The 18,888-nt window shown below is 67.3% G+C and carries 16 protein-coding genes and 2 pseudogenes; 3 read left to right on the top strand and 15 right to left on the bottom strand.

From position 1 onward, the window contains the following. Both JZ791_RS39035 and JZ791_RS39030 read right to left on the bottom strand, forming a co-directional pair. The coding region (locus JZ791_RS39035) for a thiamine pyrophosphate-dependent enzyme (protein WP_438804611.1) at positions 1-1,004 on the bottom strand (1,004 nt) is incomplete at its 3' end. Positions 1,005-1,654: 650 nt separating this feature from the next. Next, complete coding sequence (locus tag JZ791_RS39030; RefSeq protein ID WP_216902160.1) at positions 1,655-2,440, bottom strand: META domain-containing protein; 786 nt, start codon at positions 2,438-2,440, stop codon at positions 1,655-1,657. A 154-nt stretch (positions 2,441-2,594) separates the two neighbouring features. Here JZ791_RS39030 and secG point away from each other — a divergent pair, with 154 nt between their 5' ends. Then, the gene (secG, locus tag JZ791_RS39025; protein WP_216902157.1) at positions 2,595-2,828 is read left to right on the top strand and encodes a preprotein translocase subunit SecG; all 234 of its coding nucleotides are present in this window, start codon (positions 2,595-2,597) and stop codon (positions 2,826-2,828) included. A gap of 27 nt (positions 2,829-2,855) precedes the next feature. Here secG and pnuC read toward each other — a convergent pair whose 3' ends face one another. From pnuC to JZ791_RS39000, 5 genes and pseudogenes are all read right to left on the bottom strand, one after another. Continuing rightward, positions 2,856-3,581, bottom strand: a complete 726-nt coding sequence (gene pnuC, locus JZ791_RS39020) for a nicotinamide riboside transporter PnuC (RefSeq protein ID WP_254207125.1) — start codon at positions 3,579-3,581, stop codon at positions 2,856-2,858. Between the two features lie 1,114 nt (positions 3,582-4,695). After that, positions 4,696-4,941: a S1 RNA-binding domain-containing protein gene (locus tag JZ791_RS39015; protein WP_216902153.1), complete on the bottom strand. Its 246-nt coding sequence runs from the start codon at positions 4,939-4,941 to the stop codon at positions 4,696-4,698. 408 nt (positions 4,942-5,349) lie between these two features. Beyond that, positions 5,350-5,501, bottom strand: a pseudogene (locus tag JZ791_RS39010) (cobyric acid synthase); the annotation flags it as partial. 115 nt (positions 5,502-5,616) lie between these two features. Next, positions 5,617-6,471 carry an SDR family NAD(P)-dependent oxidoreductase gene (locus JZ791_RS39005; protein WP_216902151.1) on the bottom strand — a complete coding sequence of 285 codons (855 nt, stop codon included), beginning with the start codon at positions 6,469-6,471 and terminating at the stop codon, positions 5,617-5,619. Then, the gene (locus JZ791_RS39000; RefSeq protein ID WP_216902149.1) at positions 6,468-6,653 is read right to left on the bottom strand and encodes a hypothetical protein; all 186 of its coding nucleotides are present in this window, start codon (positions 6,651-6,653) and stop codon (positions 6,468-6,470) included. Before JZ791_RS39000 ends, JZ791_RS39005 begins: the two co-directional genes overlap by 4 nt. An 81-nt stretch (positions 6,654-6,734) precedes the next feature. Here JZ791_RS39000 and JZ791_RS38995 point away from each other — a divergent pair, with 81 nt between their 5' ends. Continuing rightward, on the top strand, positions 6,735-7,709 hold the full coding sequence (locus JZ791_RS38995; RefSeq protein ID WP_216902147.1) for an alpha/beta fold hydrolase: 975 nt from the start codon (positions 6,735-6,737) through the stop codon (positions 7,707-7,709). 231 nt (positions 7,710-7,940) lie between these two features. Here the strand turns inward: JZ791_RS38995 and JZ791_RS38990 are convergent, their stop codons facing one another. The 7 genes from JZ791_RS38990 to tkt form a co-directional block, all read right to left on the bottom strand. Next, entirely contained in the window at positions 7,941-8,651 is a 711-nt protein-coding gene (locus JZ791_RS38990) for an SHOCT domain-containing protein (protein WP_216902145.1), read from the bottom strand. A gap of 98 nt (positions 8,652-8,749) precedes the next feature. Continuing rightward, a complete protein-coding gene (locus JZ791_RS38985) occupies positions 8,750-9,259 on the bottom strand; it encodes a nitroreductase family protein (RefSeq protein ID WP_216902143.1) in 510 nt (169 codons plus the stop codon). A gap of 372 nt (positions 9,260-9,631) precedes the next feature. After that, a complete protein-coding gene (gene pgl, locus JZ791_RS38980) occupies positions 9,632-10,366 on the bottom strand; it encodes a 6-phosphogluconolactonase (RefSeq protein ID WP_216902141.1) in 735 nt (244 codons plus the stop codon). A 329-nt stretch (positions 10,367-10,695) separates the two neighbouring features. Continuing rightward, a complete protein-coding gene (gene opcA, locus JZ791_RS38975; protein ID WP_216902139.1) occupies positions 10,696-11,604 on the bottom strand; it encodes a glucose-6-phosphate dehydrogenase assembly protein OpcA in 909 nt (302 codons plus the stop codon). After that, positions 11,601-13,160, bottom strand: a complete 1,560-nt coding sequence (gene zwf / locus JZ791_RS38970; RefSeq protein ID WP_216902137.1) for a glucose-6-phosphate dehydrogenase — start codon at positions 13,158-13,160, stop codon at positions 11,601-11,603. The genes opcA and zwf overlap by 4 nt, the downstream gene beginning before the upstream one ends. 4 nt (positions 13,161-13,164) lie before the next feature. Next, positions 13,165-14,292, bottom strand: a complete 1,128-nt coding sequence (gene tal / locus JZ791_RS38965) for a transaldolase (RefSeq protein WP_216902136.1) — start codon at positions 14,290-14,292, stop codon at positions 13,165-13,167. A gap of 8 nt (positions 14,293-14,300) precedes the next feature. Then, entirely contained in the window at positions 14,301-16,445 is a 2,145-nt protein-coding gene (gene tkt, locus JZ791_RS38960; protein WP_216902135.1) for a transketolase, read from the bottom strand. Positions 16,446-16,927: 482 nt separating this feature from the next. On the opposite strand from tkt, the gene JZ791_RS38955 reads away from it, so the two are divergent. After that, the gene (locus tag JZ791_RS38955) at positions 16,928-17,911 is read left to right on the top strand and encodes a heme o synthase (RefSeq protein ID WP_216902134.1); all 984 of its coding nucleotides are present in this window, start codon (positions 16,928-16,930) and stop codon (positions 17,909-17,911) included. Positions 17,912-18,406: 495 nt separating this feature from the next. Here JZ791_RS38955 and JZ791_RS38950 read toward each other — a convergent pair. Further along, positions 18,407-18,888 (bottom strand): annotated as a pseudogene (locus JZ791_RS38950) (hypothetical protein); the annotation flags it as partial.

The following is an 18,888-nucleotide window of genomic DNA, read 5'->3' as shown; positions in this document are numbered from 1 at the left end:
ATGTGGTCCACCTCGGCGGCGAGTGCGTCGTAGCGGGCGATGACCTGTTCGGCGGTTGCCGCGCCCGAGGTGACCAGCAGGCGGCCGGTGGCGGTGACGGGGTCGTGGCGCAGATCCTCGGCGATGTCGGTGGCGCGGCGGTAGGCCGCCTCCACATCCGATCCGGCGTGCCCCAGCAGGCGTGTGGTGCGCAGGCGCAGGAAGACCGGGAGTCGGTGCTCTCGGACCCAGTTCGCCGCCTCGGCCGAAACAGTCAGGGCCGCATGCAGATCCGATCCGTCGGCCTCGAAATACCGCAAACCGGGCCGGGATCCGTAGGCGTGGTGAATCCAGTCCGTGGGAGTGCGGACGCTGATACCGATTCCGTTGTCCTCGCAGACGAACAGTATCGGCATCGGCACCTGCTGATGGGCGGTGTGCACGGCGGAGTTGATCGCCCCGGCGGCGGTGGAATGGTTGACCGAGGCATCGCCGAAGGTGCACAGGACCACCGATTCCGGCGGCCATGTGGTGAACCGGCCCAGCCGCGTGGCTCGGTCCAGCCCGAACGCCAGTCCGACCGCGCGCGGCAGATGCGAGGCGATCGTGGAGGTCTGCGGAATCACCGACGCGGGCTCGCTGCCGAAAACCTTGTGCCGCCCACCGGATATCGGATCGGACGCTGCCGCGACGACGCCCAGCAGCACGTCGCGAATCGGATCCAGGCCGCCCACCCGGCGGCAGCGATGCACGAAGAACGCGCCCGAACGGTAGTGCAGGAGTGCGGGATCGGTCGTCTCCAGGACCTCCGCGAGCGCGACATTGCCCTCGTGCCCGGACGATCCGATACTGTAGTAACCCTTTCCCGCGGCGGTGAGGCGGCGGGCGGTCAGATCCAGGTGGCGGCTCGTGGCTTGCGCGTCGAACAGCTCCCACACGGTCGCGACCGTGTACGGGCTGCCCGGCAGGATGGGATCTGTTGCGGCACGGGATGATCCGGGCGTGAGAGGCGTCGCCGCCGTCACCGCCGACCGGAACCGCTGGTCGAGTGCTGCCTCGTTCTCGTCGATGACGCGCCCTACCTTCCTCGAAGCCGCCGGATCCCGCTCATCGTCCTGTGTGCAAGATCCCTACAACGCTGGTTCCCCACTAATTCTGCTCGGTATCATCCGCCTAGCCTCAGTGATGAGCCGAGCCCTCGACGGAGCTCCAGCACCCCACCCCGGGCCGTGTCTCCACCCCCGCGCGGCTGAACGGCTACGTTCAGTTCCGATGCTGTCGCAGGCTCACCCTGGGATCGCTCAGCCTACAACGCTGGTCTCAGCTCATCGCGCGTGGAGCAAGCTGCTCGGCTTCGTATGGTGGATCCGCACTTCGACGGCGCTCCTGCATCTCACGCTGGGCTTGTCTTCTGGCGTGCGCGGTTGAGTGACTACCAGTGGGCTCGGTGCTGTTGCGGGCTTATCCTGCGGATCGTTCAGCCTACAACGCTGACCTCGGTTCACCACGCGTGCAGCAAGCTGCTCGGCCCCCTCAACGGCCACCTTGCAGGATCGACGCTATCGCAGGATCGTCAGCCCCCAATGCTGATCCGAGCGCTCTCGGAGCACCTCATAGGACGGACGACAACTCGACCGCGATCCAAAGGCTTATGTCGGGTAGCGCCTACGCGGTTTCATTCGGCGCGCAGAATCAGGCCGGTGTTGTTGGCGTTGTTGCGGATGGTGAGCGTGTCGGAGTCGATCGTGACGGTGGTGGTGCCGTTCAGGGCCTCGAGCACCTGTCGCTCGATATCCATCACATCGGGCGCGCACATCATCCGGGTGGTGCCCAGCCGGAAGGCGACAGTGTTTCCGGAGGGTTGGCCGCCGGAGATCTGTGCTGTGCCGTTCATCTGATTGCAGCCCGCGCTGCCGGTGACCTGGCCGTCTCGTGCGATGGTGAGTGCGGGGCCGACCGCCTCGAGGGTCTGCGAGCGCACCTGGCCCTGCGGCCGCAGCAGCGTCGTGACGATCCAACTGGTGGCGGTCAGCGGCAGATCGGGCCGCACGACCTTCTTGTCGATCAGGGTCACGGTACTGGCGCTGCCGGTCACCGTGAGCTGGTCGCCGTTCAGCGACCAGGTCGGCGTGGATTCCAGCAGGTTGGTCTGCCAGGAGTCCGCCCCGGATTTCGCGCCCGGGCAGGCCATCATCGTGGTCGCCAGCCCCGCCACGCGCAACGTCGACCCGTCGATCACCACCGGTCCGGAGCCGGAATTACAGCCGGAATCGGCTGATACCCGGTCGTCGGCGAAACTCAGCGTCAGCGGCCCGCCACCCGGAATCTGCGCGCCTGTGACTTTGGTGGAAATGTAGGTATGACCCATCGGCGTCGGCGCGGGACCGGAAGGCTGGCTGGAGCATGCGGTAGCCAGTGTGAGCATGATCAACACCGGAACCCATCGCAACGTCGCCGACATGCAGGCGATGTTAGTGCGACGATTCGGGCGAAGACGCTCGGGACCGGCCGAACTCGCGCATCCGTGCGACGTGTTCGGTGATCGTGTCGGCGGTGACGGCGCGTCCGGTCACCTGATTCGGGGTTGCCGGGCCGGACCGCATAAACTGTCGGCCATGCGCATGTTCCTGGATATCCTCCTGCTGATCACCAGCGTGCTGCTGGTGCTGCTGGTGCTGCTGCACCGGGCGAAGGGTGGAGGTCTGTCCAGCCTGTTCGGTGGCGGTGTGCAGTCGAGCCTGTCGGGTTCCACGGTCGTCGAGAAGAACCTCGACCGCATCACGATCTTCACCGGCGTCGTGTGGTTCATCGCCATCCTCGGCATCGGCCTGGAGATCAAGTTCGGCTGAGCACGGGCGACGGTGGCTTGGCCCGGATCAGTGCGCTCCGGAGGTGGTGAGATTCTCGCGTGACCTCTGCTCGTTCCCGCGGATGGTCCGGAACCAGACTGCGAACCCCCAGACGACGAACCCCGCGTAGATCAGGTACAGCGTCGCCGACGGGTAGTACCCGGCTTTCAGCAGTAGCGGTACGCCGACCAGATCCACGGCGACCCAGATGATCCAGAACTCCGCCAGCCCCCGGGCCATACCGTACGTGGCCAGCACCGATCCGGTGAAGATCCACGACTCCGCCCACGGACCGTACGACCCCAGCCAGGCGAACAGCTTCGCGAACACCACCGTGCCGACGACCATCGCGGCGATCAGCGCCCACCGCTCCCGGACGCTCGCCCAGCGCGGCTCCACGCCCCGATGTTCCAGTCCCGATTCGCGCCGGGAGTTCCGCCACCAGCCCCACCACCCGTAGACGCTGACCGCGATGAACATGAGCTGCCGTCCGGCCTGGCCTGCCATGTTCAAATGCTGCGGTGTATGGAAAATCCCCCCGACGAACACCGTGAACAGCAGCGCATTCCCGGCGACCCCCACCGGCCACGCCCACACCCGCCGCCGCATCCCGCCGACCGCCGACGCCACCCCGAACACATTGCCGATGATCTCGCGCCACAGGATCGCGGAGTGCCCGATGTGGAGCTGAGCGTTGAGCAGCGCGAAGACAGGGTTCACAGTGCATACAACGGTAACCGGCGGCCCCGTCATCCGAGTGATCGGCGGCACCCTGTGTGACCCAGCCCACGCGGTACCGATATACGGCGCTGATCCGGCCTAGAGCTACATTTTGTGCACCAAAATATCCGAAACCGGACGAACACGGTCGAAGAATGTAGCGATAGGCCGGGGTTGTCCTTCGCGTGGTGCTGTGCGCAGCCGGCTCGCAGTGTGCAGTGTGGTGGTGGCCGCGTCTGACGTCATGGGCGCGGTGTCGTGTCGGCATCGTGGCGAGCGGCTTGGAGAACCGGCCTCCCGCTGCATTCTTCGGGTGTAATCGTCGGAAACCAGAGTCTCGAGGCGGGAAAATGCAGCGATAGGCCGGGTTGTCCTTGCGGGGTCGGCCGCGGAGTGCAGTTTGGTGTGGTGGCTGTGTGCTGATGCCTGGCAGGTGGGTGTAGGTGTGGGAGAACCGGCCTCCGGCTGCATTCTTCGGGCGTATTCGTCGGGAGCCAGAGTTTCGGGGCGGAAGAATGCAGCGATAGGCTGGGTTGTCCTTCGCGTAGTGGCGTGCAGCCGGCTCGTACAGTGCGGGGTGGTCGCGGCCGTGTACTGAGATCGGGTCATGGTGTCGGGTCGGCATCGGGCGGGTAGCTCGGAGAACCGGCCTCCCGCTGCATTTTTGGGGCGTATTCGTCGGGAACCAGAGTTCGGGGCGGAAGAATGCAGCGATAGGCCGTTGTGGTCGTGTCGAAGGTGCGTGCCCCCACCGATGGTGGATCGGATGGGGCTGCCGGCGATCATGGTTCATGAGGTCGCTGTCCGGGTGTCGATCCGGCCGGTGTCGATTGCGCGAGGCGACGCGACGGCCTTCAGGGGGATCGACTGGGGAGCTAACCGAGCGCGGTAGCGAGGTCCGTCACTTGCGGCGAGGACGCATGGCCGACCCCGGTCATATTGGGGGTGCGGATGTTTCGTTTGCGGGGCGGCCGCGGGATCGTGGAGCGGATGATCCGGCCTCCGGCTACATTCTGCGGGTCGATTCGTCGGAAACCGGAGTTCTGAGGCTGGAAAATGTAGCTGTAGGCCGGACGCCTGTGCTCTCGGCCGTGACTAGGCTCGACTGGTGTGGGGCCGGGCGGATTCCGGCCCCACACCCGCCCACTCATCGTGCGGGAGCGACGCTCAGGCGCGGCGGACCCCATTCGGCGATGCGCACGGGGAACGTCGCACCGACCTGCGGGGGCCGATCCCACGAATCCTGGTGCAGCAGACCATGAATCCCCGGTGCGACCTCGACGAACGCGCCGAACGGCACCACCGACACCACGGTTGCCTCGACCACGGCGCCCACCTCGTGCGCATCCTGGAATGCTTGCCAGACCGCACGCGAAACCTCATGAGAGGACATTGATTTCACCTCCTTCCGTAATCCCGAGATGATCAAGGAATACGAAGGAGAGGCGGACCCCTGGCCCGCGCCGCGATCAACGCGCGGCCGGGAAACCAATCTGTGTGCGGCGCAAGGCCGACCCGGCAGTCACGTCCAACACGTTAGCACGTGATTCGGACAGCGCTTCCTTGCGTGTTACGGGACGACCTTGTTGGCAGTCGTCGGTTCTACTGGAGAGTTCCGCCGGATCCTGGCCTCGAGCGCACCGCAATGGCAGCGTCCGCGCCGAGGCGAGCGGCCGATGCGTGGACTTTGCCGGCGACGTCGATGAGACCGTAGGTCCGGTCGGTATCCGCAATGTTGTCGGAATCCGGAAATAACGGAGTATGCCGACTCAACTGGCCCCCTTACTGGCGAGCCTGCGCATTCCAGATCGCTCACCGTCGACTTGCTGCCCGCCACATCGGCGTCGGTCAGGCGGGACGGATTGTCCACCAGCGCACGGAAACTCCGGGCTCGCAGGCCAATGCCTCGGCGTCGGTCGAATTGGCGATGCGCGGCAGGCGGATCGCCGCGACGGTCGGCCGCTATCGTGGGGTCCGCGTGTGTCGGCGACCAGGGTTGCCCAGCCGCGAGATTCTGCTGCCGATCGGCGACGCTGTAGGAATGGTCGGCGCATTTCGGAGGGAGTGCTCAGCCGAGGCGGGGAACCCTGCCGTCGATGTCGGTGAAGCCGTAGGTGTCGGCGAGGTCTCGGACGCGCCAGGGTTTTCCGGTTCGGGTGCGGCGGTTGGGGTCGGTGGCCAGGGCTACGACGGCGCGGCCGGGGAAGCGGGGGGTTTCGGCGTCGTTGGCGTCGAAGGTGCCTTCGCCGGGGAGGGTGATGAGGCGGCGGCCCTCGGCGTCGGGGGGAATCAGTTGCAGGAGTTCGGTGTTCACGATTCCGGGCCAGAGGGAGACCGTGGTGACGTCGGTGTCGGCCAGGTCGTGGGCCATGTCGGCGGTGAGGCGGTCCAGGGCGCATTTGGCGACGCCGTAGGCGGCGCTGTGCATGAAGTGGTGGGCGCCGGGGGAGGAGATGTTGACGATCAGGCCGCCCGATTCGATGAGCATGGTGGCGGCGAAATGGCTTGCCACGTAATGGGATCGGACACCGATATCGAAGTTCTCGTCCCAGGCTCGAGGCGGGACCTCCCAGAACGGGCGGCCCAGCCAGCGGGCGGAGTCGGGAGCGTTGTAGACGTTGTTGACTAGGATGTCCAGGTGGCCGACGTCGGCGCGGATCGTGTCGAACAGGCCGCGCACCGCGTCGTCGTCACGGTGGTCGCAGGCGTACGGCACCCCGGTGCCGCCGAGTTCGTCGATCTCTTCGGCGGTGCGGCCGACCGTGCCGGGCAGCGGGCCGGGGGTGGTGGTGCGCCCGGTGACGTAGACCGTCGCGCCCGCGGCGCCCAGTTCCAGCGCGATGCCCTTGCCGATGCCGCGGCTCGCGCCCGTGACGACCGCGACCCTGCCCGAGAGTGTGCCGTTGTCGTGGTCGGTGGTCATTCCTGCACCTCGCTCGGTTTCGGCGTGCGTGCGATGGTGGTCATGGTCCGCGTCTCGTCGGCGCTCGGCTTCGGTATGCGGGCCACAGTGGCGCGGACCCGCGCCTCGCTGGTGCTGGACTCCAGGGCGCGCGAGACGGTGGCTGTGCCGACCGCGTCCGGGGCGAGGGGTATTCCGTTCACGACTCCAGGACATTACCGTGAAATGAGAACACGTTCTATATTCTGTCTCGACCATCGAGAGGCAGAGCGGCAGGAGGCACTGTGGAGCCGACACATCGGTTCGTACGGACGAACGGGATATCTCTGCACATCGCCGAGCAGGGCGCGGGGTATCCGGTGATCTTCTGTCACGGATTCCCGCACGGCTGGTTCGTCTGGCACCGGCAGTTGGCTGCGCTGGCCGCCGCTGGGTATCACGCCATCGCTCCGGATCTGCGTGGATACGGCCGTACCGAGGCGCCGGCGGGGGTGGAGGCGACGACTAACCAGGCGGTGATCGGCGATCTGCTCGGCCTGCTCGACGAGATCGGCGCCGAGCGCGCGGTCTTCGTCGGCCTGGATTTCGGTGCGCAGATGGTGTGGGAGTTGGCATTGCGCGCGCCCGACCGGGTAGCGGCGGTGTTCGTGCTGAACAACCCCTACGCCCCGCGCCCGCCGAAGCCGCCGTCGGCGTTCTGGACCAGAGCGGCCGAACGACACTTCCTGCACTTGGCCTACTTTCAGGAGCAAGGCCCGGCGGACGCCGAACTGGCCGCCCGACCGAGGGAATTCCTGGCCCGGGTCTACTACTCGCTCAGCGGCGACTACCACTATCTCGACACCTGGAAGAACCCGCCCGGCCTCGGCTACCTCGACGTACTCCCGCAGGCTCCGGAGCTCCCGTGGAAGTGGCTGACCGAGGCCGAATTCGACGCTCTGGCATCGGAATTCGAGCGGACCGGCTTCACCGGCGGCCTGAACTGGTACAGAGCCCTCGACCGCAACTGGGAACTCACCGAAGGCCTGCCTACCACCGTCGAGGTCCCCACCTACTTCCTCTACGGCGAAAACGACCCGGACATGGAGGGTTTCAGCGGCCGCGACCCCCTGACCACCTTGCGCGCCAACGTGACAGACCTGCGAGAGGTCGAGAAGGTCCCGGGCGCAGGGCATCTCGTACAGCTCGAAGCGACCGACTCGGTGAACGCCTTCTTGCTCACCCACCTGAGCGCCTTGCACACCCGGGCACAGGCATAGCTCCGGCCGCGTACGGGCGGAGCGGAAGCCACTTGGCGGTATCGGATCCGGAGGCCGGGCTGCTCGAGGTGCGATCGGCTCATCGAGGACTCGAGCGTGTGCGACGCGGTGCTTTCCCTCCGGCAGCACACGCGCCGTCGGATCCAGGGCGACCGCGGATCGATAATGACGCTCGGCGCGAACAGCCCTGTTCCGCGCCGGAGCACGCCCTGTAGCAGGGTGACTATCGGCTCACCGTGTCGGACCTGTTTCGCCGCCGAGGACGGTGCTCTTGGCGCGCTGGAACTCTTCCTCGGTGAGCGCACCCGCGCTGTGCAGTGCCGCCAGTTCGGCGAGCTCCTCGGCCAATCCCGGTGTCGCATCGGCGAGTTCGAAGGTGAAGCGGTCGGGTTCGTCCGGGTCGTACTCGACCTCGACTCGGTCGTCGCGACGAGGGATCGCCAGGCGTGAGACCAGAAGTTTACGCTCGACCTCGAACGAGTCGACATCTGGTGGAAACACCCGCACGCGCAGACGCACACGCGGGTCGTCGTTGACGGTCATACCGGTTTCGCGGATGTCGACGACCTCCCCCCGCGCGCGTACACGGTTCGGAACGGTCCGGGTGGATCGCTCCGGCGTGTCTCGGCTTCGCGGCGCCGGCCGGGTCAGCGTGTCACGCATTCGCCTGGCCGCGCTCAGGAATGCCTGGGTAGATGCGCGGTCGATCTCGTCGTGGCTGGTCTCGCCATGGGCTCGTGCTCGCACCTGCGCGAGCACACCGTCTCCGTCGTAGCAGAGGCGTTCGAGACCGGCCCGATCCACCGCCGGCGGGAGCGTTCTGGTGGCGGCTTGCCGCAGGGCGGTCATGTCCTTGGTGATCTGCCGGCCGATGACATTCGCGGCTGCCCGCCGACCGAAGGGGATCCGCATTCCGCATCCGCAGAAGCAGTCGTTCGCCATGGTGACAGGTTGGCACGGGCGGCCCGGCGGTGCAACGGGTGCCGGGTTCGGTGGGATGGCGCGGGTCCACGACGGAAATCGGCCGTTGGTGGCGGGGCTTACCGCACCCAGGTGAGCAACTCCCGCACCGGCAACCGGCCGACGGGGATCGCGGTGGGCGTGCGATGGTTCTCGGCGTCGGTGTAGCCGACGGCGATAGCGTGACGCGGGAACCACCCGGGGCCGGCCCCGAGGGGTTCGGCCGCGGCGCGGACGTTGTCGTCGGGGTGCAGGGTGGTCAGGCAGGTGCCGAGGCCGCGCTGGTGTGCGGCCAGGCAGATCGACTGGGCGATGCGGCCCAGGTCGAATTCGGTGTCCGCGAAACCGTCGTCGTGCGACAGAAGCGCCAGCACCAGCGGCGCGCGGGCCAGCAGCAGCGCGTAATCACCGAGCCGGGACAGTTGCTCGCGGATCGCGGGATCGGTGACCGCGACGAACCGCCAAGGCTGCCGGTTGCGCGCGGATCCGGTCCACCGCGCGACTTCGATGATCTCCTCGATGGTCACCCGCGGAACCGGATGCGGCAGAAAATGCCGCACGGATCTCAGTGATGCAATCGCGTCGTCCACCGCGCAGACGCTACCTGTGCGGTGTTTGCCGTCGTCGCCGGGCCATCGTCGAACGCTCGGGAACCGCAGCCGGGGACGCAGAATCGCCGCAGGTTACGTGCGCGCACCGGCCTGCCATTCTCTGCGCGTGTGAAGATCCGGGATATCGGTCGACACGGGCGGGCGATGCGGTGTTCCCTCTGGTGGGCCGGTCTCCTGCGCTCGGCCCGAATGTCCGGGAGATCTGTACATAGGTGGCAGGACGGCCAGCGGGGACAGACGCGCAGCGGCAGGCTCGTCCGCCCGAAATCGGGGCGACCGCGGAGTCCCGGCCGGATAGCTGAACACTGCCCGAGCATCCAGCTGTCCGCAGGTACCGCAGGAGGAAACCGTTCAGCGCGACAGATTCGCGGCCGCGGGTTCATCGAGCAGCCAGGTGGTGGACTCGGTACCGACAGCGCCGGCAGACGGAACATCCACCGCCGCGGCCCCCGACAGCGCCGCCGCGACGGCCTCGGCCTTGGCGGCCCCGCCGACGACCAGCACCACATGCCGGGTCCGGCGCACGGCCGGGAGCGTCAGCGTGATCCGGACCGGCGGCGGCTTGGGCGAATTCGTCACCGCCACAACGAGTTCGTGCTCCTCGCGGACCGCGTCGGTGTGCGGGAACAGCGAATTGACGTGCCCCTCGCCGCCCATCCCGAGCAGGTGCAGGTCGAACGAACCATGCTCGGCCAGGTATGCGCGCACGGTCGCGGAGTATTCGGCCGCGGCCTCGACCGGATCCGGATACTCGCCGTCGGAGGTCGCCATCGGATGCACCCGCGACGGATCCAGCGGCACATGGTCCAGCAGCGCCTGCCGGGCCTGGTCGTCGTTGCGCTCGGCGTCGCCCTGGGGCACGAACCGATCGTCACCCCAGAACACGTCGAGCCGGGACCAATCGATGCCACCGGGGTCTTTGCGCACCACCTCGAGCAGGCCGATTCCGGTGCCACCACCGGTCAGCACCACCGACGCCGAACCACGCTCGGTCTGCGCCCGCGTGACGACATCGACGAAGTGTTTGGCGGCGGCAGCCACGAGCGCCGGGGTGTCGGAATGAACTTCTACGGTCGGCCCGGTCATGGAGGCCCCTTTCGACGTGTCAGGGAATCGAGGAGTTGCGACGGCATTGAATCGAGGATTGGTAGTGGCATTCCGGCACGCGGCTCGGCCGCGCCGACTCGAGCGAGTCGGCGCCTCGGCGTGCTGCGACATGGAGTAGCAATCCCTGAGCATCGACCGACCGTGGACCCCCACGAAGCAGAAAGCCGTGAACACACAGCCCGGAATCCCGCCGAGACGGCGATGTCCGAGGTCGAATCTCGTAACAGCTGAACGAGATCCGCGACCGACTATCGATCGCGGATCCCGGCAGCGAGTTCACCGGCACAGCGAACCGGCCCTGTCTGGGCCTACTCGTAGAGCACCTTCGAGATACCCGCCAATGCTTCCGCGTAGGTCTCGTCGGCATCCTGCCGTCGCAGCTCCTCCGACAGACAATCGGTGGTCTCACGACGGGCCAGGGCGAACCGCTGGTCGGGCTCCCCGGTACGGGTGAGCGTCGCCGTGCGGCCGGTCTGCGGACGGGAGATTCCGACCGAGACCGTCTGGCGGTGCAGTATCACCTCGAGATCGCCGGTGCGCCGGTGGACCGGGCAGTCCAGGCGCGCGGCCAGCCATCCGGCGAGGATGTCCAGGGCGGGTTCCTCGGCCAGGCCGGACACCGTCACCGACTCGACCGCCTCGAACGGCGGTTCGTCCAGCGCGGCGGCCAGCAGCGCCCGCCAGAAGGTGATCCGGCTCCACGCCAGATCCGTATCGCCGACCGCGTACGAATCCAGGCGCTTCTTGATCGTGGCCTGCGGGTCGCTGGCGAACGTGGCGTCGGTGATGCGCCGCTTCGCCAAGCGCCCCACCGAATCCTTCGACGGGAACTGCGGGGCCCCACGCGGCCACCACGCCACCACCGGCGTATCGGCCAGCAGGAACGGCGTCACCATGCTGGACTCGTGGTTGACCAGCTCACCCTGCAACCGAAGCACTATCACCTCCGCCGCGCCCGCATCGCCGCCGACGCGGATCTGGGCGTCCAGCTTGGTCTCGGCGAACCTGTCGCCGCGCGCGAGAACTATGACACGGCAAGGGTGTTCGCGGCTGGCCTCGTTGGCCGCGTCGATCGCGTCCTCGGCCTCGGAGGAGTCCAGCGTGCACACCACCAGCGTGAGCACCCGGCCCACGGTGACGACGCCGCTGGACTCGCGCAGCTGCACCAGGCGCTTGCTGATCGCCTGGGTGTTGGTGTCGGGCATGTCGACGATCATGGCCGCCGCCATTCGCGCCCGGTGCGGGCGAGCATCTCGTCGGCCGAGGCCGGACCCCAGGTGCCGGACTCGTACGGTTCGGGTTTACCGCTGGCGGCCCAGTGCTCGAGCACCGGATCGAGGATGCGCCAGGACAATTCGACCTCCTCGTTGACCGGGAACAGCGACGGCACGCCCAGCAGCATGTCCAGGATGAGCCGCTCGTAGGCCTCCGGGGAGGATTCGGTGAACGCCTCGCCGTAGCTGAAATCCATATTGACGTCGCGCACTTCCATGCTCGACCCGGGCACCTTGGACCCGAACCGCAGCGTGATGCCCTCGTCCGGCTGCACCCGCACGACCAGCGCGTTCTGCCCGAGTTCCTCGGTCATCGTCTGGTCGAACGGCAGGTGCGGGGCACGCTTGAACACCACGGCGATCTCGGTCACCCTGCGGCCCAGGCGTTTTCCGGTGCGCAGGTAGAACGGCACGCCCGCCCAGCGGCGAGTGTCCACGCTCAACGTGATCGCGGCGTAGGTCTCGGTGGACGACTGCGGGTCGAAACCCTCCTCGTCCAGCAGCCCCACGACGTGCTCACTGCCCTGCCAGCCCTCGGCGTACTGTCCGCGAGCGGTCGTCTCATCCAGCGGCTCAACGAGTTTCGCGGCCTGCAGCACCTTGGCCTTCTCGATCTGCAGATGCCGCGGGTTGAAGCTGACCGGATCCTCCATGGCCGTCAACGCCATCAGCTGCAGCAGATGGTTCTGGATGACGTCGCGCGCCGCGCCGATGCCGTCGTAATAGCCTGCGCGCCCGCCCAATCCGATGTCCTCGGCCATCGTGATCTGCACGTGGTCGACGTAGTTGGAGTTCCAGATCGGCTCGAACAGCTCGTTGGCGAAGCGCAGCGCCAGCAGGTTCTGCACCGTCTCCTTGCCCAGGTAGTGGTCGATCCGGAAGACCGTCTCCTCCGGGAACACCTCGTTGACCAGGGCGTTGAGTTCTTTGGCGCTGGCCAGGTCGTGCCCGAACGGCTTCTCGATCACCACCCGTCGCCACGGTTTGGGCTTGCCCGGACCCGGATCGGCCGGTTTGGCCAGGCCGGTGCGGGAGAGCTGCTTGAGCACCTGGGGAAAGGCGTTCGGCGGAATCGACAGGTAGAACGCGTGATTACCGCCGGTACCGCGGTCGACGTCCAGCTGCTTCAAGGTCGCGGCGAGCTGGGAGAAGGCCGCGTCGTCCTCGAAGGTGCCCTGGACGAAGCGGATTCCCTCGGACAGCTGCTCCCAGACCTCCTGGCGGAACGGCGTGCGCGAGTGCGCCTTGACCGCGTCCAGCACCACAGCGGCGAAATCCTCGTCCTTGTAATCCCGTCGCGCGAATCCGACCAGCGCGAAACCGGGCGGCAACAGGCCCCGGTTCGCCAGGTCGTAGATGGCGGGCATGAGCTTCTTGCGTGAAAGGTCGCCCGTCACACCGAAGATCACCATGCTGCACGGGCCCGCGATCCGGGGCAGCCGCTTATCGCGTTCCTCGCGTAGCGGGTTCACCGGTACGGCTGTCTCATCGGAGGCCATGTGGTCACTTGCCCTTGGCGAGCTCGGCGGAAGTCGCGGAAAGCAGTTCCTCCCACGATTTTTCGAACTTGTCCACACCCTCGCGCTCGAGCACCGCGAACACGTCCTTCAGGTCGATGCCGACCGCGCTGAGCTTGTCGAAGACCTCCTGCGCCTCGCCTCCCTTACCGGAGACGGTGTCGCCCTCGAGCGGGCCGTGGTCGGCGTAGGCCTGCATGGTCTTCTCGGGCATCGTGTTCACCGTGTTCGGGGCGACCAGGTCGGTGATGTACATGGTGTCCGGGTAGTCCGGATTCTTCACGCCGGTCGAGGCCCACAGCGGCCGCTGCGCGGTCGCACCGCCCGAGGCGTGCAGGTGCGCGAATGTCGAGGTGTGCTTGCCGCCGTCGAAGACGTCCTGGTACGCGGCATAGGCCAAGCGCGCGTTGGCGATTCCCGCCTTGCCACGCAGCGCGAGGGCCTCCTCGGAGCCGATGGCCTCGAGCCGCTTGTCGATCTCGGTGTCCACGCGGGAGACGAAGAACGATGCGACGGAATGAATCTTGCCCAGATCATGTCCGGCGATCTTGGCGTTGCGCAGGCCGTCCAGGTAGGCGCCCATGACCGAGATGTAGCGCTCGACCGAGAAGATGAGCGTCACGTTCACGCTGATGCCCTCGCCGATGACCTTGGTGATCGCGGGCAGGCCCGGCTCGGTGGCCGGGATCTTGATCAGCAGGTTGGGCCGGTCGACGATCTTCCACAGCTCGATCGCCTGCGCGACGGTCTGCTCGGTGTCGAAGGCCAGGCGCGGGTCGACCTCGATCGACACGCGGCCGTCCACGCCGTTGCTGTTCTTGTACACCTCGGCGAAGATGTCGCAGGCGTTGCGCACATCGTCGGTGGTGATGGTGCGGATCGCCGCGTCGACGTCCGCGCCCCGGGCAGCCAGCTCGTTGACCTGCTCGTCGTAGGCGTCGCCCTTGCTCAGCGCGCCCTGGAAGATCGTCGGGTTGGTGGTGACGCCGACCACGCTGCGTGTGGCGATGAGGTCGGCGAGGTTGCCGGACCGGATGCGGTCCCGCGACAGATCGTCGAGCCACACCGACACTCCGGCGGCGGACAGTGCGGCCAGTTTCTCGTTCTGTGCCATATCGCTACTTATCCCTTCACCTTGTCGAGTGAACGCTGAGCGGCCTCGACCACCGCGTCGGCGGTGAAACCGAACTCGCGGAACAGGGTCTTGTAATCGGCCGAGGCACCGAAGTGCTCGATCGACACGTTCTCACCGTCCACACCGGAGAACCGGTGCCACGGCATGGCGATCCCGGCCTCGACGGTGACCCGAGCCCGGACGGCGGGCGGCAGGACCTCGTCGCGGTAGGCCTTGTCCTGCGCGTCGAACCACTCAACACAGGGCATGGACACCACGCGGGTGCCGACGCCCTGTGCCTCCAGCCTAGTCCTGGCCTCGACCGCGAGCTGAAGTTCCGAACCCGTGGCGATCAGGATCACCTGCGGCGCACCGGTGGAGGATTCGGCCAGGATGTAGCCGCCCCGGCGCACGCCCTCGTAGGTGGTGCCCTCCAGCACGGGCAGGTCCTGGCGGGTCAGCGCCAGCGCGGAGGGGCCGTCGGTGACCGCGCCCCCGGACGGGATGAAGTGCGAATGCCGTTCGGCGCTACCGAGTTCCAGGATCGTGCGCCAGGCGTGCGCGGTCTCGTTGGCGTCGCCGGGGCGCACCACGTTCAGGCCCGGGATGGCGCGCAGGGCGGCCAGGTGCTCGATCGGCTGGTGGGTGGGACCGTCCTCGCCGAGGCCGATGGAGTCGTGCGTCCACACGTAGGTGGCCGGGATGCGCGAGAGTGCGGCAATGCGCACCGCGGGGCGCATGTAGTCGGAGAACACCAGGAAGGTGCCGCCGTATGGGCGGGTCGGGCCGTGCAGGGCGATGCCGTTGAGGATCGAGCCCATCGCGTGCTCGCGCACGCCGAAGTGCAGGGTGCGGCCGTACGGCTCGGTCTTCCACATGCTTGTGGCGATCGACTCGGGGCCGAAGCTGGGCACGTCGGGCATCGTGGTGTTGTTGGATTCGGCGAGATCGGCCGAGCCGCCCCACAATTCGGGCAGTATGGGCGACAGCTGCGCCAGCACCTTGCCCGAGGCCTTGCGGGTCGAGGTGCCCTTGGGGTCGGCCGCCCAGTCGGGCAGGTTTGTCTCCCAGCCCTCGGGCAGGGTGCGCTGCTGGAGGCGGTCGAACAGGGCCTTGTTCTCCGGGTTGGCCTTGGCCCAGGCGTCGAATGCCTCCTGCCAGCTCGCGCGGGCCGACTTCGCGCGGTCGGCGGCGTTGGCGCGGGTGTGCGCGATGACCTCGGCGGGGACGTCGAAGGACTTGTCCGGATCGAATCCGAGGACCTTCTTGACGGCGGCGACCTCGTCCGCGCCCAGGGCCGCGCCGTGCGCCGCGCCGGTGTTCATCTTCTTCGGGGCCGGATAGCCGATGATGGTGCGCAGCTGGATGAACGACGGCTTGTCGGTGACCGCCTTGGCGGCCTCGATCGCGGCCACGATGGCGGTCACGTTCTCTCCGCCCTCGACCTCCTGCACGTGCCAGCCGTAGGCGCGGTAGCGCGCGGCGGTATCTTCGCCCAGGGCGATGCGGGTGTCGTCCTCGATGGAGATCTTGTTGTCGTCGTAGATGACGACCAGGTTGCCCAGCTGCTGGGTGCCCGCGAGCGACGACGCCTCGGAGGTGACACCCTCCTCGATATCGCCGTCGGAGGCGATGACGTAGACGAAGTGGTCGAACGGGCTCGCGCCGGACGCGGCGGACGGATCGAACAGGCCCCGCTCGCGACGAGCCGCCATGGCCATGCCGACGGCCGAGGCCAGGCCCTGACCCAGCGGGCCGGTGGTGATTTCGACGCCGTCGGTGTGCCGGTACTCCGGGTGGCCGGGGGTCTTCGAGCCCCAGGTGCGCAGCGCCTCGAGGTCGCCGAGTTCGAGGCCGAATCCGGCCAGGTACAGCTGAATGTACTGGGTGAGGCTGGAATGCCCGCAGGACAGCACGAACCGGTCCCGGCCGACCCACGTCGGATCGGTCGGATCCAGGCGCATGATGTGCTGGTAGAGGGTGTACGCCAGCGGGGCCAGGCTCATGGCGGTGCCGGGATGGCCGTTACCGACCTTCTGCACAGCGTCCGCGGCGAGCACGCGGACGGTATCGACCGCCTTGGTGTCGAGTTCGGTCCAGTCGGCCGGATGATGCGGCTGGGTGAGTGCGCGGATGTCGTCTGTGACTGACACGACCGGGATGCTCCTGACTTGTCGGCAAGTTCGGCGGTGGGTTCGTCGCTCGGTTACCACCCTAGAGGCCCAGTACACATGCCGATGACGGAACCCCTGCCGGATTCGGTGAGGTGTCGCCGGGGTGTGTCCATCGGGAACAGTTGTGTATTCACAAGAGAGTTCCCGGAACGATCTTCCGGGTCCCGCCCGAGTATGCGCGCAAGCCGGGGACCAGGCGATACGCCAGTGCTGGAACGGTTTTCACGCCCTGTCCTGGGATGGCGCCGAACTCGAATATCGGATGGCCGGCGCGGACGGGACGAGTGACGTACCCGGCGGCGCGCGGATTCGGCACACACCAGGTGGTGCCGGGGCCTGTCCCGAGTAGGTCTACCATCGTGTGTAGTAGTCGGCCGCGCGGCCCGAGATCTTTCGAGGTCTCGAGGGCCCTGCCGCGCCGGCTGTTCAGTTACCGGATGCACCACCTGCGAGGAGAAACAGTGCGGATTGGGCAACAGCCGGGTGGTGCGCATGGCTCCTCCGGCACGGTGCTGGCCGACCGTGTCACCGGCACCGGTCCGCTGTCGACCCTGGCCCGGCGGGTGCTGGCGTATATCGCGCTGACCAAGCCGCGCGTCATCGAACTACTGCTGGTCGCGACCATCCCGACGATGCTGCTGGCCCATCGCGGCCACGTCGACATCCGGCTGATCCTGGTCACCCTGTTCGGCGGATGGATGGGCGCGGCCAGTGCCAACACGCTGAACTGCGTCGCCGACGCGGATATCGACAAGGTGATGAAGCGGACGTCCAAGCGGCCGCTGGCCCGTGAGGCCGTGTCCACGCGCAACGCGTTCGTTTTCGGCGTGGTGCTGGGGGCGGGGTCGTTCGCGTGGCTGTGGTGGCAGGCGAATCTGCTGTCCGGGGCCCTTGTCGTCGCGACGATCCTGTTCTACGTCTTCGTGTACACCCTCGGCCTCAAGCGCCGGACCTCGCAGAACGTTGTGTGGGGCGGCGCGGCGGGCTGTATGCCGGCCCTGGTCGGCTGGTCCGCGGTGACCGGGACGATCGGCTGGCAGGCGATCGTGCTGTTCCTGGTGATCTTCTTCTGGACGCCGCCGCACACCTGGGCACTGGCTATGCGGTACAAGGAGGACTACCGCGCGGCCGGGGTGCCGATGTTGCCGGTCGTCGCCACCGAGAAGACGGTGACCAGGCAGATCGTCATCTATACCTGGCTGACGGTGCTCGCGACGCTCGCCCTGATCCCGGCGACCGGCGTGGTGTACGCGGCGGTCACGCTGGTGGCCGGGGCGTGGTTCCTACTGATGGCGCATCAGCTGTACGCGGGCGTGCGGCGTGGCGAGTCGGTCAAGCCGCTGCGGTTGTTCCTGCAGTCGAACAACTATCTCGCGATCGTGTTCTGCGGTCTGGCCGTGGACTCTGTGCTGGGCTGGCACACCATCGGCCATATGTGGTTCTGACGGTGCGCGGGCGGAGTTCGGGGCGGCGGCCGTGGCACGACGATCCGGCCTCTCGCTACATTCTCTGGCCCCATTCGTCCGTTACCGGCCGATCGAGGCCACAGAATGTAGTGATAGGCCGGGCTGTCATTCGCGCGTAGTGGCGTGGGACGCGCAGAGTGTGGTGGCCGTGGGCTGATGTTTGGTGGGTTGCGGGCGCGGTGCCGGGTCGGTGGGAGAACCGGCCTATCGCTGCATTCTTCCGCCCCGAAACTCTGGTTTCCGACGATTACGCCCGAAGAATGCAGCGGGAGGCCGGAATCCGCGAGTCCGGTGTAGTGGATCGTTTACACAAGGCTGAGACGGTCGGACAAAAAGCGCGTGGCATTTCTCCAGTCGGCGTTCGCTGTAACGGCCACCGCTTCCTGCAAACGGCCGCGATTACCTGAAAGAGGTCGGCACCGCTGAAGCAGCCGGTGCGTCCCGGGGAGATCGGTGGCTCTGGCGGGATCGCGCTCAGCCGCCCGGACAGGGTTGCAGAGGGAAGCAGGCCGGGCCGTTGGTTTCGGACGGGATGGTGTGGTCGGGGGCGGTGGTGAACGGAGTTGTCGTGGTGGACTGTTCGTTCGAGCCGGGGCCGGGGGCCGGGGTGTTGTTGTGAGTGCTGCTGCTGCCGCCTGTGCACATGGTCGCCAGCAGTAGGACGATGAACAAGAACACCAGCAGGATGAGCGGGACGATGCCGCGGGAACGGCGGCGTTGGCGCTGGGGTGGGGCCGGGCGTTGATCGAACGGTATCGAATACGGCTGTGCTGCGGTCGGATACGGGGTCGAGGGGTCGAATTCCGGTGGTGGTGGCTGGGATACATAGGCTGTCTGGGGGCTGGACGGGGGTTCGCTCGGTGGGAATCCGGGCAGCGGTGCGGCGGGGGCATATTCGCGTCCGGTGGCGGTGCGCGGCCGTGGGGGTTGCGGCGCGCCGGACTGCTGCGCGGTAG

Origin of the sequence: Nocardia alni (assembly GCF_019038435.1) — a bacterium.
GTDB classification, from domain to species: domain Bacteria; phylum Actinomycetota; class Actinomycetes; order Mycobacteriales; family Mycobacteriaceae; genus Nocardia; species Nocardia alni.
This window is presented reverse-complemented; position numbering and strand designations above follow the sequence as displayed.